Source organism: Streptomyces sp. NBC_00086, from assembly GCF_026343255.1.
In the GTDB taxonomy this organism is placed as follows: Bacteria; Actinomycetota; Actinomycetes; order Streptomycetales; family Streptomycetaceae; genus Streptomyces.
Genome location: NZ_JAPELZ010000001.1, coordinates 2,320,830 through 2,336,993, shown reverse-complemented (window position 1 = coordinate 2,336,993; position 16,164 = coordinate 2,320,830). Strand labels below are relative to the sequence as shown.

Sequence of the window (16,164 nt, the reverse complement as noted above, 5' to 3'; positions counted from 1 at the left end):
GTCGAAGGAGACCTGCCACCGATGAGCGACGCCACCGGCACACTGCTGAAGGTAGAAAAGGGCAACGCCGAGCCCGAGGAGCTGGCCGCGATCACCGCGATCCTGCTCGCCCGCGCCGCGGCCGCCCCCGAGGAGACCTCGGCCGCCGCCGCCAGCTCCCAGGCCGGCTGGCGCCGCCTGGAGCGCACCCCCGGCTTCCGCGGCCCGCGCAGCTGGCAGGGCTAGTACGACAAGCCCCGCCCGCACCACGTGCAAAGCCCCCCGCACTCCTCGGAGTGCGGGGGGCTTTCGCGTACGACCGGGCGCGTACGACCGGGCGTGCAAGGCCGGGGACGGCTACCGCAGGCGGGCCATGAGGGCGTGCTCGACCAGGGTGATGAGCGCGCTCTTGGCGTCGGCCCGGTGGCGGGCGTCGGTGGTGATGATGGGGGCGTCCGGGCCGATCTGCAGGGCCTCGCGGACTTCCTCCGGGGTGTAGGGCTGGTGCCCGTCGAAGCCGTTGAGGGCGATGACGAAGGGCAGGCCGCTGTTCTCGAAGTAGTCGACGGCGGGGAAGCAGTCGGCGAGACGGCGGGTGTCGACGAGGACCACGGCGCCGATGGCGCCGCGCACGAGGTCGTCCCACATGAACCAGAAGCGGTCCTGACCGGGGGTACCGAAGAGGTACAGGATCAGGTCCTGGTCCAGGGTGATGCGGCCGAAGTCCATGGCGACCGTGGTGGTCGTCTTGTCCCCGGTGTGGGTCAGGTCGTCGATGCCGGCGGAGGCGCTCGTCATGACGGCCTCGGTGCGCAGGGGGTTGATCTCGGAGACGGCGCCGACGAACGTGGTCTTGCCCACGCCGAAGCCACCCGCCACCACGATCTTCGCGGAGGTGGTGGAGCGAGCAGGAGCCGCTCCGCCGTTAGAGCTTGCGAAGTCCACTGAGCACCCTTTCGAGCAGTGTCACATCTGGCTGGCCGCCGGCGGACTCGTCGCCGCCGGGCTGGTGGATGGCTACGAGGCCGGCCTCTGCCAGGTCGGCGACGAGGATCCGGGCTACGCCAAGAGGAATGGAGAGAAGTGCCGAGATCTCCGCGACGGATTTGATCTCCTGGCACAGGAGGCAGATGCGCTGGTGCTCGGGCAACTGCCCTTGCAGACGCGCGGGATCGGCCGTGGTGCTGACCAGTGCCTCGATGGCGAGCTGGTAGCGCGGCCTGGTCCGGCCGCCGGTCATGGCGTACGGGCGCACCAGCGGGTTGTGCGCCTGCGGAGCCTGCGGGCGCCCGCCGCGCGGAGGCTGCTGCGGGGACCGGTAGGACGACTGGCCGGGCTGCTGCTGCGGCTGGCCGTACTGCGGCTGCTGCTGCTGCGGGTAGGGCTGCCGCTGGTACGGCTGCCCGGAGGCCGGGTCGTGCTCCGGCGAGGGCCGGTTGCTGGGAGCGGAAGGAAAGTTGAAGCGGTTCTGGTCGTGCCCACCCTGCGGCTGCTGCGAGCCGCCATAGGGATGTCCTCCGGGTGTTGTCACGTTTCCTCCTCCGACTCCAAGTGCGCGGTACTCCCTGTGGAACCGCGCCACCGCACCCTATGGTGCAGTGACGCGAAACGCACTGCCTGTCTGCTAGTTGAGAAGTCCGCCCTGCAGTTCCGCGCGCAGGTCCGGGGTGAGGACACTGCCGGCGCGGTCCACGAGGAGGGCCATCTCGTACCCCACGAGGCCGATGTCGCACTCGGGGTGAGCGAGCACCGCGAGCGAGGATCCGTCGGAGACGGACATCAGGAAGAGGAATCCGCGGTCCATCTCCACCACCGTCTGGTTGACGGCGCCACCCTCGAAGATGCGCGAGGCACCCGCGGTGAGGGAGGTCAGCCCGGAGGCCACCGCGGCGAGCTGGTCGGCCCGGTCGCGGGGGAAGCCTTCGGACATTGCCAGAAGGAGGCCGTCGGCGGAGACCACCACCGTGTGAGACACCCCTGGGGTGTTGTCCACGAAGTTCGTGATCAACCAGTTCAGGTTCTGTGCCGCCTGGCTCATCGCGCTCACACTAACGCTCCTGGTCATAGCTGTTACTTGACTGCTCGGATCCCGCGTTGCGGCCCTGCTCGACGCCGCGTCGCAGGTTGCTCAACCTGCCACGGACGTCCTCCGGGGCCCGGGAGACCTGGGGGCCGCCCTGCGGAGTCGTCTCTGCGGCACCCTCGACCAGGTTGGCCTTGGGCACCCGCCGAGGGAGACCGGACGGGGTGACCCCGCCCGCCTTCGGCTCACGGAGTTTGGCGGCCTGCTGCCAGCGCTCGTCGTTGTTCGAGCGCCAGTCGGCGGGGCCTTCCGTCTCCCCGGTGGCCTGCTCCGGTGCCGCGGGCTGCTGCTGACGCTGCGGCCGCTGCTCGAAGAGGGAACCGGAGGACTCCGTTTCCTGCTGTCCCGGCCGCTGCTGCGGCTGGCTGCCGCGTCGCGGCAGGCCCGCCCCGGTCACCTGGTGACCGGCGTCGGCCGTGGCGCCCGGACGGTCGAAGCCTACGCGCTCCGGGGCCGGTTCGGGAGCGGCCGGTGATTCCGATTCGGTCCCGTATCCCTGCTGGTAGGAGCCCGAGTAGGTGTTCTGCTGGGGCCACTCTGCCGCTGTGGAAGGGGAATCGTACCCACCGTCGTAGGCCGGGAGTTCCTGTCGCTGATCCGTGTACTCCGGTTCCGGATACGCGTAATCCTGCTGGGTGTACGCGTCGTATCCCTGCCCGGCCTGAGCGGATTCGTAACCGAGGTCGTAGCCCTGCACGGGCTGCTGCTCGTAGCCCTGGTACGGCTGGTACGCGTGCTCCGGCTGAGGTTCCGGATAGTCCGCCGCGGGCTCGTCGTACTGCGACTGCGGCTGGGGCTGCGCCTGCGGGTAGCCGACCTGCGCCTCCAGCGCGGCCCGGCGCTCCTCACGGCCCAGGGACCGGCCGACCGGGTCGGCGGCGGGCTCTTCGTAACCCGGCTGGTCGGCCCGGTGGACCTCGTAGCGCGAGTCGTCGAAGCCGAGCTCGGCGGCGGTGCGCAGCGGGGCCGGCTGCTGGGCCTGCTGGCGCGGGATCATCTGGGAGACGGTGAAGTCGTCCGCCGGGATCTCCTCGCCACCGCCACCGTGGGTGATGGCGTCGGGGAGCATGACCAGCGAGGTGGTGCCGGCCGCTTCGCCCGAGGGGCGCAGCTGGACGCGGATGCCGTGCCGGTCGGCCAGCCGGCCGACCACGAACAGACCCATGCGCTGCGAGATCGCGGCGTCCACGGTCGGCGGGTTGGCGAGCTTGTGGTTGATGTCCGCGAAGTCCTCGGCCGTCAGGCCGATTCCCTTGTCGTGGATCTCGACCATCACCCGGCCGTCGGGCAGACGCGTCGCGTTGACCCGGACCTTGGTCTGCGGGGAGGAGAAGGTGGTGGCGTTCTCCAGCAGCTCGGCGAGCAGGTGCACGAGGTCGGTCACGGCCTGGCCGTGGATCTCGGCCTCGGAGACGCCCGACAGCTCGACGCGCTCGTACTGCTCCACCTCGGAGGAGGCGGCGCGCAGGACGTCGACCAGGGGGACCGGCTGGTCCCAGCGGCGGCCCGGCTCCTCACCCGCGAGGATGAGGAGGTTCTCGCCGTTGCGGCGCATGCGGGTGGCCAGGTGGTCCAGGCGGAAGAGGTTCTCCAGCTGGTCCGGGTCGGCCTCGTTGTTCTCCAGCTCGGTGATCAGGCTCAGCTGGCCCTCGATCAGCGACTGGTTGCGCATGGAGAGGTTCGTGAAGATCGCGTTGACGTTGCCCCGCAGGAGGGCCTGCTCGGCGGCGAGCCGGACGGCCTCGCGGTGGATCTGGTCGAAGGCGCGGGCGACCTCGCCGATCTCGTCCTGGGAGTCGATCGGGATCGGCACCACCCGGGTGTCGACCTTGCCCGGGTCGGTGCGCGAGAGCTGGTCGACGAGCATCGGCAGGCGCTGCTCGGCGACGTCGAAGGCGCCGTTGCGCAGCCGGCGCATCGCCTTGCTCATCTGGCGGGCCATCATGCCGGCCAGGATGAAGGCGGCGAGCAGGGCCACGACCACGATGGCGCCGGTCAGGATGGCGTCGTTGCGGGCCTCGTCGGAGACGGCTACGGCGTCCTTGAGGGCCTTGTCGAGGAGTTCCTTCTCGAGCTGGTTGTAGCCGTCGAACTTGGCGGTCGCGGCGGCCTGCCAGGCCGCCGGGGTGGTTCCGCCGTTGGCGAGGGCGGCCGGCTTCGCGCCGCTGGCTATCGCCTCGGTCATACCGGTGAGCGCGGAGTTGTTGACCACCGGCGGGGCCCGGAAGACGGTGCCCGCCTCCTCGGCCGCCTTCTTGGCGTCGACGAGCTTCTGGGCGCCCTCCGCGGACTTCGCGCCCATGATGTCCTTGAGGCGCGCGACGTCCTCGTCGGTGCCGGCGGCGACGTACTCGCCGATGGCGATCTCTTCGAGGTACGCGTACGAGGAGAAGGCGACGAGCTGGGCCTTGCGGATGTCGTCGTTCTCGCTCGGCCGCACCAGCAGGTGGGTGCCCACCGAGCGCTGCAGCGAGTTCGCGGCCTTGGACAGTTCGAGCGCGTAGACCATGCGGCCGTACGAGGTCACGTTGCCGGTGCCGAGTCCCAGCTCGTTCGAGAACTGCATGAGGTAGTGCTGGACCAGCACGTACCCCTCTTCGGTCGGGATCGGGCCCATCGCCTTCGGGAGGGCCTTCTTCGGCGTCTCGAAGTCCTTCACGTAGGCCGTCTTGCGGACCTGCTCCAGCTTCGGCTCCTCCTGGCGGAAGAGCTCCAGGCGGCGCTCCAGGCCCTGGCCCTCGGGCAGCTCCTTCGCGACCTCGGCGAACTTCGCCTTGGCCGCGTCGGTGGCGGAGTAAGCCTTCAGGACCGGCTCGGAATCGCGCTGGCCCTTGAGCAGGGCCTCGGCGGTCAGGTCGCGCTCGTTGAGGAGCGCCTGGCCGTATTCGGCCGCGGCCTGGACGATGACGGCGGTCTGCTCGGCGTCCTTGGCCTCGTCCCAGGTGTCGATGGACCCCTTCACCTGGAAGCCGCCCATCACCAGTCCGACGAGGACCGGGACGAGCAGGATGGCGTTCAGACGGGTCGGCACGCGCCAGTTGCGGGGCGAGAACCTGCTGGTGCTGCCACCGCTCACGGATGGTTCCACGGGTACGTCAAAGGATGACGCGGCCGCGCGCGGCGGCGGGGTGAAGTTGCCGCGCGCGGGTTCATCCGCGGGGCTCGAGTTGCTTCGCCTCACTCGACCAACAACCTCTCGGCGGTGCTACTAGCTAGTTCGTTGAATTCCAGCACGGTTAACGGCCGTGTTCCAAACAGTTGAAATCGGCCATTCCTAGAGCCTTATGTCCCACATAAATCGGACATAAAGAGCGTCCTGCGGCAAAAGCGGGGCCAGTTGTGAGCGCAGTGACACCGGGCGAACGCACCCTGTCGCCAACTACCGGCAATTCTCTGTCGAAACGTTATGAACGAAGGGGGCGGGCCGTGTCGCATGACACAGCCCGCCCCCCAAAACCAGCCGGTGAAGCCCTCGCCCCGCGCAGCCCCTACTTGAGCCGCGCCATCAGGGCGTGCTCGACGAGCGTGATGAGCGCGCTCTTGGCGTCCGCGCGGTGGCGGGCGTCGGTGGTGATGATGGGGGCGTCCGGGCCGATCTGCAGGGCCTCGCGGACTTCCTCCGGGGTGTAGGGCTGGTGCCCCTCGAAGCCGTTGAGCGCCACGACGAACGGCAGGCCGCTGTTCTCGAAGTAGTCGACGGCCGGGAAGCAGTCGGCCAGGCGCCGCGTGTCGACCAGGACGATCGCCCCGATGGCGCCGCGCACGAGGTCGTCCCACATGAACCAGAAGCGGTCCTGACCGGGGGTACCGAAGAGGTACAGGATCAGGTCCTGGTCCAGGGTGATGCGGCCGAAGTCCATGGCGACCGTGGTGGTCGTCTTGTCCCCGGTGTGGGTCAGGTCGTCGATGCCCGCACTCGCGGACGTCATCACGGCCTCGGTGCGCAGCGGATTGATCTCGGAGACGGCGCCGACGAACGTGGTCTTGCCCACGCCGAAGCCACCCGCCACCACGATCTTCGCGGAGGTGGTGGAGCGAGCAGGAGCCGCTCCACCATTAGAGCTTGCGAAGTCCACTGAGAACCCTCTCGAGCAGCGTTACATCCGGCGTTCCGCCGGCCTCTCCATTGCCCGGCTGGTGGATGGCCACCATGCCGGCCTCCGCCAGGTCGGCGACGAGGATCCGGGCGACACCGAGCGGCATGTTCAGCAGCGCGGAGACCTCCGCGACCGACTTGACCTCACGGCACAGGGTGCAGATGCGCTGGTGTTCCGGGAGCAGCCCGGACAGGTGCATCGGATCGGCCGTGGTGCTGACCAGGGCCTCGATGGCGAGCTGGTAGCGCGGTCGGGTCCGGCCACCGGTCATCGCATACGGACGAACCAGCGGCTGGTCGCCTTCCGAGTACGAATCTCCGTACTGATCGGAATAGGCGGGGGGCGGGGTCATTGATCCTCCGGGCTGGACAGCAAAGGTCAGCGTGCCGTCTGACGGGGCGGCCGGTGGGGGGACGGTATGACGGCCTGGTGGTGGTACTGGGTTCCGGGGCTGCGGCCCCGGTCCCCCGGCCGGCAGTACCGTCCGGCCGGGAGAGCGGCAGTCAGATGAGCAGGCTTCCCTGCAGTTCCGCGCGCAGGTCCGGGGTGAGGACACTGCCGGCGCGGTCTACGAGGAGGGCCATCTCGTACCCCACCAGGCCGATGTCGCACTCGGGGTGCGCCAGTACGGCCAGCGAGGATCCGTCGGAGACGGACATCAGGAAGAGGAATCCGCGGTCCATCTCCACCACCGTCTGGTTGACGGCGCCACCCTCGAAGATGCGGGACGCGCCCGCGGTGAGGGAGGTCAGCCCGGAGGCCACCGCGGCGAGCTGGTCGGCCCGGTCGCGGGGGAAGCCTTCGGACATTGCCAGAAGGAGGCCGTCGGCGGAGACCACCACGGTGTGGGACACACCGGGGGTGTTGTCCACGAAGTTCGTGATCAACCAGTTCAGGTTCTGTGCCGCCTGGCTCATCGAACTCAACTATCGCTCCTGCTGGTAAGTGGGGTCGATGTGGTAACTGCCGGTGGCCGGGCCGGTGGTGCCGGCCTGCCGACCCTGCTGGATACCGCGTCGGAGGTTGGTGAGACGGCCGCGGACATCGTCCGGGGACCGCGAAACCTGGGGGCCGGCCTGTGCTTCGGCCTGCTGCTGCGCGGTGCCGGCCACGAGGTTCGCCCGAGGGACCCGGCGGGGCAGACCCGACGTGGTGATACCGCCGGCGGCGGGCTGGCGCACGCGCTCGGCCTGCCGCATCAGCTCGTCGTTCGGAGAGGAGCGCCAGCTCACGGTCGGCACGGCGCCGGTGGCCGTCTGCGCGGTCTCGGCCGGAGCCTGCTCCTGGCCGCGCTGCGGCAGCTGGTGCTGCTGCGGACGCTGGGGGGAGGCGGGAGCCGCGATCGCCGGAGCGGACTGCTGCGGCTGCTGGGGCACTACCGGCGCCGGCGCGGGGGCCTGGGCGGCCTCCTGGCGGAACCAGTTCGACTCCAGCGTGTCGAAGATCGGGCTGCGGCCCTCGCCGGTGCCCGGACCGGCCGGGGGCAGGGCCTCCGGACGGGGCGCCTGCGGCAGCCGCGGAGCCTCGGCGCGCGCAGGCGGTACGGGGGCCTGCCGGCCCTGGGGCTGCGGGGCCTGGCCGGGCTGGGCGTAGCCGCCGACACCGGGGCCGCCGGGCCGCTGGGCCTGGAAGTCCTGGCGGGCGAACTGGCCGGTGGTGGAGGCCGGGTCGCCGAAGTCGGGACGGGCGAACTGGCTCGTGGCGCCGTTTTCGAGGCCGGCCTGGCCGCCGTTGCCGCCGGCCTGCGGGGCCGGGGCATTGAAGTCGGGGCGGGGGAACTCGGACGTGGAGCCCGGACCCGACAGCTCGTCGTGGCCGCGCGGCTCGTCGTGCCCGCGCTGGCCCGCACCCCAACTGGTGGTCTGGGGCATCGCGGCGGGTCCGCCGACCGCGCCCGGGAGCTCCGGACGGGGAGCGCCACCGCGCGGCGGAAGCTGCGGCCGGGGGCCGCGGGCGGCCGGGCCGCCGGACTGCTGCTGCCCCTGACCCTGCTGCTGGGGCTGGTACGGAGCCTGCGGCTGCTGCGGCTGCTGCGGGCGCTCGAAGCCGTTGCCCTGCGGGAAGCCGCCGGGACCGGACGCCGTGGGGGCGCCGGCCGGACGGGCCTGCGGACCGCCGAAGCCGCCCGGGCCGCCGGGACCGGAGACCGGGCCGCGGCCGGGCAGCGGAGCACCCGAACCGAAGGCGCTCTGGGTCTGGCCGCCGGGGCCCTGCTGCTGCGGGGGCCGTCCGCCCTGCGGGCCGGGGCCCTGGGGCTGACCGCCGGGGCCGCCGTCGCGGCCCGGCAGGGCCGCGCGCTGGCTGCCGGCGGAAACCTGGCCGCGCTGCGGGGCGGCGCCCACGGGGGGACGCGCGCCGGGAGCGGGGACCGAGCCCTGCGCCTGGCCGCCGGGGCCACCCTGACCGGGGGCGCCGGGGGAACCCTGACCGCCCTGACCGGGCATCGGCGCCGGCTTCTTGCCGCCCTGGGCGACGTCCACCGGGAGCATGACGAGGGCCGTCGTACCGCCCGAGTCGGAGGGGCGGAGCTGGATGCGGATGCCGTGTCGCAGGGACAGGCGGCCGACCACGAACAGACCCATGCGGCGGGAGACGGAGACGTCCACGGTCGGCGGCGACGCGAGCCGCTCGTTGATCGCGGCGAGGTCCTCGGGGGAGAGGCCGATACCGGTGTCGTGGATCTCGACGAGCACACGGCCGTCGGGCAGCGCGTGCCCGGTGACCTTGACCTTGGTCTGCGGGGAGGAGAACGAGGTGGCGTTCTCCAGCAGCTCGGCGAGCAGGTGCACGAGGTCGTTGACGACGCGGCCGGCGACGTCGGTGCCGGGCACCGACGAGAGTTCGATGCGCTCGTACTGCTCCACCTCGGACGCCGCGGCACGGAGCACGTCGACGAGCGGGACGGGGCGGGTCCACCGGCGGCCCGGCTCCTCGCCCGCGAGGACGAGGAGGTTTTCGCCGTTACGGCGCATGCGGGTCGCGAGGTGGTCGAGCTTGAAGAGCGAGGACAGCTGGTCCGGGTCGGCCTCGCGCGACTCCAGCTCGGAGATGAGCGAGAGCTGGCGCTGGATGAGGCCCTGCGAACGGCGCGAGAGGTTGGTGAACATCGCGTTGACGTTGCCTCGCAGGAGGGCCTGCTCGGCGGCGAGGCGGACGGCCTCGCGGTGCACGTCGTCGAAGGCCGCCGCCACCTGGCCGATCTCGTCGCGGGTGTGCAGACCGACGGACTCCACCGTCGTGTCCACGTCCTGCGGGTCGGACTCGGACAGCTGCTTGACGAGCTCGGGCAGCCGGTCCTGGGCGACGCGGGTCGCGGTGTCCTGGAGGCGGCGCAGGGAGCGGATCATCGAGCGGGCCATGACGAAGGCGCCGACGAGGGAGACACCGAGGACGAGGAGGATCAGCGCACCGTTGATGATGGCGTCGCGCTGCGACTCGTTCTTGAGCTCGCGGGCCTTCTGCTCCATGTCCTCGAGCAGGGTGATCTCGATGATCTCCATGGCCTGGAGCTTGACGTCGTCCGAGTCGTACCAGTTCATCCAGGAGCGGTTCTTCTCCTTGGCGAACTGGTCCTTGTTCCCGAGGACGCGGCGCGCGTAGCCGTCGGCGTCGGCGATCTCCTGGTTGCCGTCGCCGAGCGAGGCGAGGAGCTCCTCGGGCTTGCCCTGGTAGGCGAGTTCGAAGGTCTTCTGCGCCTGCTCTTCGCTGTTCTGCGCGGAGCGGGCGTAGAGCCGGTCGTTCTCGCTGAGGTTGCCGGGCTTCGTGGGGTCGGCCGGGAGCGCGGCGGCGATGATCGCGCGCTGGATGGAGGCGTACTCCTTGGCGGAGGAGAACGCGGCCAGGGCGCGGGTGCGCTTGATCATCTCGGGGTTCGAGGTGGCCTGCGCCATTTCCTGCGAGAGCGAGAGCAGCGAGACGACCAGCGCGTTGTACTCGGTGACGGTCTGCTGGGCGCCGTTCTGGTACGCGCCCTTGCGGATCTCTTCGAGGTTGTTGAGCCCGTGGGCGATCTGCAGGATGTTGTTGCGGATCGACCTGAGCGTCTCGTCGTTGCCCTCGGCGACGTCGACCTTGTCGGTCGCTGCGGCGAAGGCCTTGACGGCGGTGTTGGTCGACTCGCGGACGCCCGTGACGAGGCTGCTGGGCTTCCCGGAGCGGTCGACGGACAGCGGGCCGGCGGAGTTGTCACGCTCGGCCTGGAGCATGGCGGCCAGGTGGGTGGCCTGCCGCGTCATGGTCGTCAGCAGCTGCATGTGCTCCAGCTGCGCGATGTCGTTGAGCGAGTCGTTGATGCGGAAGCCACCGAGGGTGGTGGCGGCGACGACCGGCAGGGTCAGCAGCGACACCAGTCGCGTACTGATGCGCCAGTTCTGCATGGCCAGGCGTGAACCGGACCCGCGGGAGGTCTGGGGTATCGCGACGTCGCGGCTGCCCGACTCGTCGTCGGCCTTGGCGCCGGCCTTGGGCTTGGCCCGGCCCTTGGGCTTCGCCGGGGCGGAGCCGTCGGGGCCCCCGCTCTCGACAGCCGGCCCGCGGTTCTGGGCGTGCTGGGGCGAGGAGCCACGGTCGGTCCCGCCGCGCGGGTCCTGCTCCGGCGCGGCTTCCCCACGGCCCTGACGGGCCTGGGGAGACCCCTTGTCATCCCTCTTGAATCGTCCCTGCACTAGCGTCGCAACCTCTGGACCAGGCGTCCCGCCGGGCGACCGGTGGGACGGTGTCGAGTCGTGGGGCAATGCGCCCCATGGTGGTCGTCGGTGACCGGCGCGTCTCCCTCTCCGTTGCCGCCGCGCTCGGCGCTGTCTCGCGCCATCTGCGCGCCGGCTGATTCCCGCGGCGGTCCCGCGAATTCCAGCACAGAGGCGGATCTCCAACAAGGTGCGAGTCCCGCCCTGGACAGTCGGTCACGTCTGGTGACGCGTGCACTACCCGTCGTGCGTGCCAATTCATACGGAATCGGACTTACGCCGCCCAAACCCCGCGCCTGGCATGCTGTCCCAGTCGCGATGATCGGGAGCGGAATGGCGCATTCAGTGGCGCAATGTCCGTTTTGTAGGGCAGAATTGACTGCCCGTTATGCCCGTAATGCCTGGCCGCTGGTGAGCAAACTCACATAGCCGTGGCCATTACTTCCCGGTTCGGCGGGGGATTCAGATGTTTAGCCTTGAGCTTTACAGGGTTGCCGCGAGCGACAAGCGGCACTCCGAAGGCATTCCGGCGGCACCCGCCGCCACCATCCGACCTAGTGAGCCGAGGGCTTCGCACTCCGATGAAGACGACGATGATGTTCCGCAACATAGCCAACCCGCGCCGCACCACCCTCGCGCACCTCAAGGACGCCGAGGAGCTGCAGGCGGTGCCGGTCCCGGAGCACACCGTCGAGCTGCCGACCCAGACCGCGAACCCGCGCCGCACCATCCTCATGAACGCGCCGGTCGCCACCGCCGCGCAGTAGGGGGTGTCCGGCGAAAGCCGCGCGAAGCGTCGGCCCCCACCGCGTTAGCCTGGAGCCCGCAGACTCCAGCCAGCGGAAATACAGAGGGGCAGACGCAACACGTGCGCATCGCCAGGTTCTCGATCGACGGCAATGTCGCGTTCGGCGCGGTCGAGGGCAGCACTGCCCTCGCGGCGTCCGAAGGTGAGCTCGTCCTCGACATCATCAAGGGCATCCCGTTCGCGGACTTCGAGCTCTCGGGCACGAAGGTCCCGCTGAGCAAGGTCCGGCTGCTGCCGCCCGTGCTCCCGAACAAGGTCGTGGCCATCGGCCGCAACTACGCGGAGCACGCGGCGGAGCTGGGCAACGAGGTCCCGGACGTCCCGATCACCTTCTTCAAGCCCTCCACCTCGGTGATCGGCCCGGGCGACCCGATCGCCTACCCGTCCTTCTCCCAGGACCTCCACCACGAGGCGGAGCTCGCCGTGGTCATCGGCCGCATGTGCCGCGAGGTCCCGCGCGAGCGCGTCAAGGACGTCATCCTCGGCTACACCTGCGCCAACGACGTCACCGCGCGCGACGTCCAGCAGCGCGAGAAGCAGTGGGCCCGGGCCAAGGGCTTCGACGGCTCCTGCCCCCTCGGCCCCTGGATCGAGACGGACCTCGACCCCGGCGACCTGACCATCCAGTGCACCGTCAACGGCGAACAGCGCCAGCTCGGCCGCACCAGCCAGATGGTCCGCTCCATCGAGGACCTGATCGTGCACATCACCGAGGCCATGACGCTGCTCCCGGGCGACGTCATCCTCACGGGGACCCCGGCCGGAGTCGGCCCCCTGAACGTCGGCGACGAGGTCGCCGTCACCATCGAAGGCATCGGCACTCTCACCAACAAGGTGATCAAGCGTGGCTAACGCGACCCCCCGCGTACGTTTCTGTCCGTCCCCGACCGGCAACCCCCACGTGGGTCTGGTCCGCACGGCCCTCTTCAACTGGGCGTTCGCCCGCCACCACGGCGGTACGTTCGTCTTCCGCATCGAGGACACCGACGCGGCCCGCGACTCCGAGGAGTCCTACGGCCAGCTGCTCGACTCGCTGCGCTGGCTCGGCTTCACCTGGGACGAGGGCCCCGAGGTCGGGGGCCCGCACGCCCCGTACCGCCAGTCTGAGCGCATGGACATCTACAAGGACGTCGCGCAGAAGCTCCAGGACGGCGGCTACGCCTACCACTGCTACTGCACCACCGAGGAGCTGGACGCCCGCCGCGACGCGGCCCGCGCCGCCGGCAAGCCCTCCGGCTACGACGGCCAGTGCCGCGACCTCTCCGCGGAGCAGAAGGCCGCGTACGAGGCCGAGGGCCGCACCTCGATCGTCCGCTTCCGGATGCCCGACGGTCCGATCACCTTCACGGACCTGGTCCGCGGCGAGCTGACCTTCACCCCCGACAACGTGCCGGACTTCGGCATCGTCCGGGCCAACGGCGCCCCGCTCTACACGCTCGTCAACCCGGTCGACGACGCGCTGATGGAGATCACCCACGTCCTGCGCGGCGAGGACCTGCTGTCCTCCACCCCGCGCCAGATCGCGCTCTACGGGGCCCTGATCGAGCTCGGCATCGCCAAGGCCGTGCCAGCCTTCGGCCACCTGCCGTACGTGATGGGCGAGGGCAACAAGAAGCTCTCCAAGCGCGACCCCGAGGCCTCGCTCAACCTGTACCGCGAGCGCGGCTTCCTCCCCGAGGGCCTGCTGAACTACCTCTCGCTGCTCGGCTGGTCCTTCTCCAAGGACCAGGACATCTTCTCGATCGAGGAGATGGTGGAGAAGTTCGACATCCCGGACGTCAACGCCAACCCGGCGCGCTTCGACCTCAAGAAGGCCGAGTCGATCAACGCGGACCACATCCGCCTGCTCGACCCGAAGGCCTTCGCGGACCGCTGCGCCCCGTGGCTCCAGGCCCCGCACGCCAACTGGGCGCCCGAGGACTTCGACGCCGCCGCCTGGGAGCGCATCGCGCCGTACGCCCAGACCCGCGTCACGGTCCTGTCCGACATCACGGCCAACGTCGACTTCCTGTTCCTGAAGGAGCCGGTCGAGGACCAGGCCGCGTGGGACAAGGCGATGAAGGGCGACCCGGCGGCCCTCCTCACCACGGCCCGCGAGAACCTCGCCGCCGCCGACTGGTCGGACCCCGAGTCCCTCAAGCAGGCGGTCCTCACCGCCGGCGAGGCCCACGGCCTCAAGCTCGGCAAGGCCCAGGCCCCGGTCCGTGTCGCCGTCACCGGCCGCACGATCGGACTGCCGCTCTTCGAGTCCCTCGAAATCCTGGGCAAGGACCGCTCGCTGTCCCGCATCGACGCGACCCTGGCGAAGCTCACCGCCTGACCCGCACATCCCCCGTAGGGGCGGCAGCCGAACCGGCTGCCGCCCCTACGGCGTTGTCGGTGCCGGGCGTTACGGTCCGCGGAGTCGATCACACGCTCCCCGGAGGGCCCGCACCATGCCGATGACCGCACCCGACTACGCCCTGCACTTCACGCCGGGCCACTCCTTCGCGTACGAGAGCGGGCAGAGGGGGGTTCTCTCCCTGGCCCCCGTGGGCGAACTGTCCCTGCCCACGGGCCGGGTCGTGGCCTGTGACCCCTTCGTCTACCTGGGTTCGGGGGACATCGCCCCGTTCACCACGCAGGTGTCCCCGGGCCGGTACCGGGTGGAGGCCGCGATAGCCACGCTGACCAGGCCGGGGGAGGCGCCGGCGGCGAGTCCGCACACGCGGGTCGCCGCCGCGCGCCTCGTGATCCGGGACGTACCGGCCGTGACCTGGGAGCTCGCGCTCCAGGACGGGCAGGACATCGCGCGGCTCGGCGACGACGAGTTCTTCGGCTACGGGGTGGACGCGGGCACCGGCTGTTTCTACGACGCGTCCGCCGACGGGTCCTTCCCCGGGACGGAGGACGAGGAGGGCCCGGTGTGGGCGGCGATGGAGACCGTGGGGGACGGCCCCGAGGTGTTCCTGGCGACGGGCCCGGACGGAGACACGCTCGCGGGCTTCACCTCGGGCTGGGGTGACGGCGTCTATCCGACCTGGGTGGGACGGGACGAGGCCGGCGAGGTGACCTGCTTCCTGACGGACTTCTTCGTCGTGCCCCCGGCGGACGGGGCCCCGGCGTAGGGTCGGCCGTATGGCGATCCGTGCGGTGCTCTGGGACATCGACGACACCCTTTTCGACTACACCGGGGCCGATCGGGCCGGGCTCGCGGCGCACCTGGCCGACGAGGGCATCGCGGAGCGGTACGGGGCTCCGCGCGAGGCGCTCGCGCTGTGGCGGCGGATCACCGACCGCCACTGGGAGCGGTTCGCGGCCGGGGAGGGCACCTTCCAGGGGCAGCGCCGCGACCGGGTGCGGGAGTTCCTCGGGGAGCCCGACATGAGCGATGCACAGGCCGACGACTGGTTCGGGCGGTACGTGGAGCACTACACGGCCGCCTGGGAGCTCTTCCCCGACGTGGTGCCCGTACTGGACGCCCTGGCCGGCGGCTACCGGCACGGGGTGCTCTCCAACTCCTCCGTGGCCAACCAGGACCCCAAGCTGCGCCACCTCGGCCTGCGCGACCGCTTCGAGGTCCTGGTGTGCGCCGTGGAGCTGGGCGTCAGCAAGCCCGAGGCCGGCGCCTTCCTCGCCGCGTGCGCCGAGATGGGGCTGGAGCCGGGGGAAGTGGTCTACGTGGGAGACCAGCCGGAGATCGACGCGCGCGGCGCCCGTGACGCCGGGCTGACGGCCGTGTGGCTCGACCGTGACGGATCGCGCGGTCCCGGGCCGGAGGGCGTGCACCGAATCGCCGGACTCGACCGGCTCCCGCAGGTGCTGGCCGGGGATACCCGTTTTGGAGCACGGTCAGGCATCCGGTAATGTTCTTTCTGCGCCGCCCGAGCGGGCCGAAAGGCCGGGCCGGAGGCGCTAACCGAACGAAAGTCCCTCAGGGTCTTGAGTTTTGGTGGGCTATAGTGTAATTGGCAACACGAGGGTTTCTGGTTCCCTTATTCTAGGTTCGAGTCCTGGTAGCCCAGCGCAGTTCAGTAGTGACGCAGTGCTTGCCCCCGTTGTGTAGCGGCCTAGCACGCCGCCCTCTCAAGGCGGTAGCGCCGGTTCGAATCCGGTCGGGGGTACAGATCCTTCCCGCGAGATTTCCAGGGTCGCACCCGGATGTTTTGATGCAGGATCGCTAGGGCCCCCGTTGTGTAGCGGCCTAGCACGCCGCCCTCTCAAGGCGGTAGCGCCGGTTCGAATCCGGTCGGGGGTACGGTGTCTAGTTGGTCTAGACCTTTGGGCTATAGTGTAATTGGCAACACGAGAGTTTCTGGTTCTCTTATTCTAGGTTCGAGTCCTGGTAGCCCAGCGCAGTACCGCAGTAACAGCTAGCCCCCGTTGTGTAGCGGCCTAGCACGCCGCCCTCTCAAGGCGGTAGCGCCGGTTCGAATCCGGTCGGGGGTACGCACAGAAGAGGCCCTCCGCGTTCATCGCGGAGGGCCTCTTCGTCGTTTCCGGACAGGGCGCAAGAAGTACGGGCCCGGAGGC

At 70.3% G+C, this 16,164-nt stretch carries 14 protein-coding genes and 5 tRNA genes; 11 read left to right on the top strand and 8 right to left on the bottom strand.

The window, feature by feature from the left end; translation table 11 throughout:
* Positions 1 to 21: 21 nt before the first annotated feature.
* Positions 22 to 225, top strand: coding sequence for an acyl-CoA carboxylase subunit epsilon (locus OG276_RS10180; protein ID WP_266904123.1), 204 nt, complete (start codon positions 22 to 24; stop codon positions 223 to 225).
* A 111-nt stretch (positions 226 to 336) separates the two neighbouring features.
* Here OG276_RS10180 and OG276_RS10175 read toward each other — a convergent pair whose 3' ends face one another.
* From OG276_RS10175 to OG276_RS10140, 8 genes are all read right to left on the bottom strand, one after another.
* A complete protein-coding gene (locus OG276_RS10175; RefSeq protein WP_073911148.1) occupies positions 337 to 924 on the bottom strand; it encodes an ATP/GTP-binding protein in 588 nt (195 codons plus the stop codon).
* A complete protein-coding gene (locus OG276_RS10170) occupies positions 905 to 1,510 on the bottom strand; it encodes a DUF742 domain-containing protein (RefSeq protein WP_266904122.1) in 606 nt (201 codons plus the stop codon). Before OG276_RS10170 ends, OG276_RS10175 begins: the two co-directional genes overlap by 20 nt.
* 93 nt (positions 1,511 to 1,603) lie before the next feature.
* Positions 1,604 to 2,017 (bottom strand): roadblock/LC7 domain-containing protein, encoded by a 414-nt coding sequence (locus OG276_RS10165; RefSeq protein ID WP_243337850.1) that lies wholly within the window; start codon positions 2,015 to 2,017, stop codon positions 1,604 to 1,606.
* A gap of 10 nt (positions 2,018 to 2,027) precedes the next feature.
* Complete coding sequence (locus OG276_RS10160) at positions 2,028 to 5,243, bottom strand: nitrate- and nitrite sensing domain-containing protein (protein ID WP_266904121.1); 3,216 nt, start codon at positions 5,241 to 5,243, stop codon at positions 2,028 to 2,030.
* A 307-nt stretch (positions 5,244 to 5,550) separates the two neighbouring features.
* Complete coding sequence (locus OG276_RS10155; RefSeq protein ID WP_254385735.1) at positions 5,551 to 6,138, bottom strand: ATP/GTP-binding protein; 588 nt, start codon at positions 6,136 to 6,138, stop codon at positions 5,551 to 5,553.
* Positions 6,119 to 6,511 carry a DUF742 domain-containing protein gene (locus OG276_RS10150; protein ID WP_243337752.1) on the bottom strand — a complete coding sequence of 131 codons (393 nt, stop codon included), beginning with the start codon at positions 6,509 to 6,511 and terminating at the stop codon, positions 6,119 to 6,121. The genes OG276_RS10155 and OG276_RS10150 overlap by 20 nt, the downstream gene beginning before the upstream one ends.
* 151 nt (positions 6,512 to 6,662) lie before the next feature.
* A complete protein-coding gene (locus OG276_RS10145) occupies positions 6,663 to 7,076 on the bottom strand; it encodes a roadblock/LC7 domain-containing protein (RefSeq protein ID WP_008739864.1) in 414 nt (137 codons plus the stop codon).
* Between the two features lie 9 nt (positions 7,077 to 7,085).
* Positions 7,086 to 10,823, bottom strand: coding sequence for a nitrate- and nitrite sensing domain-containing protein (locus tag OG276_RS10140; protein WP_266904120.1), 3,738 nt, complete (start codon positions 10,821 to 10,823; stop codon positions 7,086 to 7,088).
* Positions 10,824 to 11,425: 602 nt separating this feature from the next.
* Between OG276_RS10140 and OG276_RS10135 the strand changes: the two genes are divergently transcribed.
* The 10 genes from OG276_RS10135 to OG276_RS10090 all read left to right on the top strand — a co-directional run bounded on the left by OG276_RS10135 (position 11,426) and on the right by OG276_RS10090 (position 16,080).
* The gene (locus OG276_RS10135) at positions 11,426 to 11,611 is read left to right on the top strand and encodes a hypothetical protein (RefSeq protein WP_266904119.1); all 186 of its coding nucleotides are present in this window, start codon (positions 11,426 to 11,428) and stop codon (positions 11,609 to 11,611) included.
* A gap of 101 nt (positions 11,612 to 11,712) precedes the next feature.
* Positions 11,713 to 12,504 (top strand): fumarylacetoacetate hydrolase family protein, encoded by a 792-nt coding sequence (locus OG276_RS10130; RefSeq protein ID WP_266904118.1) that lies wholly within the window; start codon positions 11,713 to 11,715, stop codon positions 12,502 to 12,504.
* Positions 12,497 to 13,972, top strand: a complete 1,476-nt coding sequence (gene gltX, locus OG276_RS10125) for a glutamate--tRNA ligase (protein ID WP_266904117.1) — start codon at positions 12,497 to 12,499, stop codon at positions 13,970 to 13,972. Before OG276_RS10130 ends, gltX begins: the two co-directional genes overlap by 8 nt.
* 115 nt (positions 13,973 to 14,087) lie before the next feature.
* Complete coding sequence (locus OG276_RS10120) at positions 14,088 to 14,759, top strand: DUF4241 domain-containing protein (protein WP_266904116.1); 672 nt, start codon at positions 14,088 to 14,090, stop codon at positions 14,757 to 14,759.
* Positions 14,760 to 14,769: 10 nt separating this feature from the next.
* Complete coding sequence (locus tag OG276_RS10115; protein ID WP_266904115.1) at positions 14,770 to 15,498, top strand: HAD family hydrolase; 729 nt, start codon at positions 14,770 to 14,772, stop codon at positions 15,496 to 15,498.
* An 86-nt stretch (positions 15,499 to 15,584) separates the two neighbouring features.
* Positions 15,585 to 15,656, top strand: a tRNA-Gln gene (locus OG276_RS10110).
* Between the two features lie 26 nt (positions 15,657 to 15,682).
* Positions 15,683 to 15,755, top strand: a tRNA-Glu gene (locus OG276_RS10105).
* A 61-nt stretch (positions 15,756 to 15,816) separates the two neighbouring features.
* Positions 15,817 to 15,889, top strand: a tRNA-Glu gene (locus tag OG276_RS10100).
* A gap of 24 nt (positions 15,890 to 15,913) precedes the next feature.
* Positions 15,914 to 15,985, top strand: a tRNA-Gln gene (locus OG276_RS10095).
* A 22-nt stretch (positions 15,986 to 16,007) separates the two neighbouring features.
* Positions 16,008 to 16,080 (top strand) — tRNA-Glu (locus OG276_RS10090).
* Positions 16,081 to 16,164: the final 84 nt, after the last annotated feature.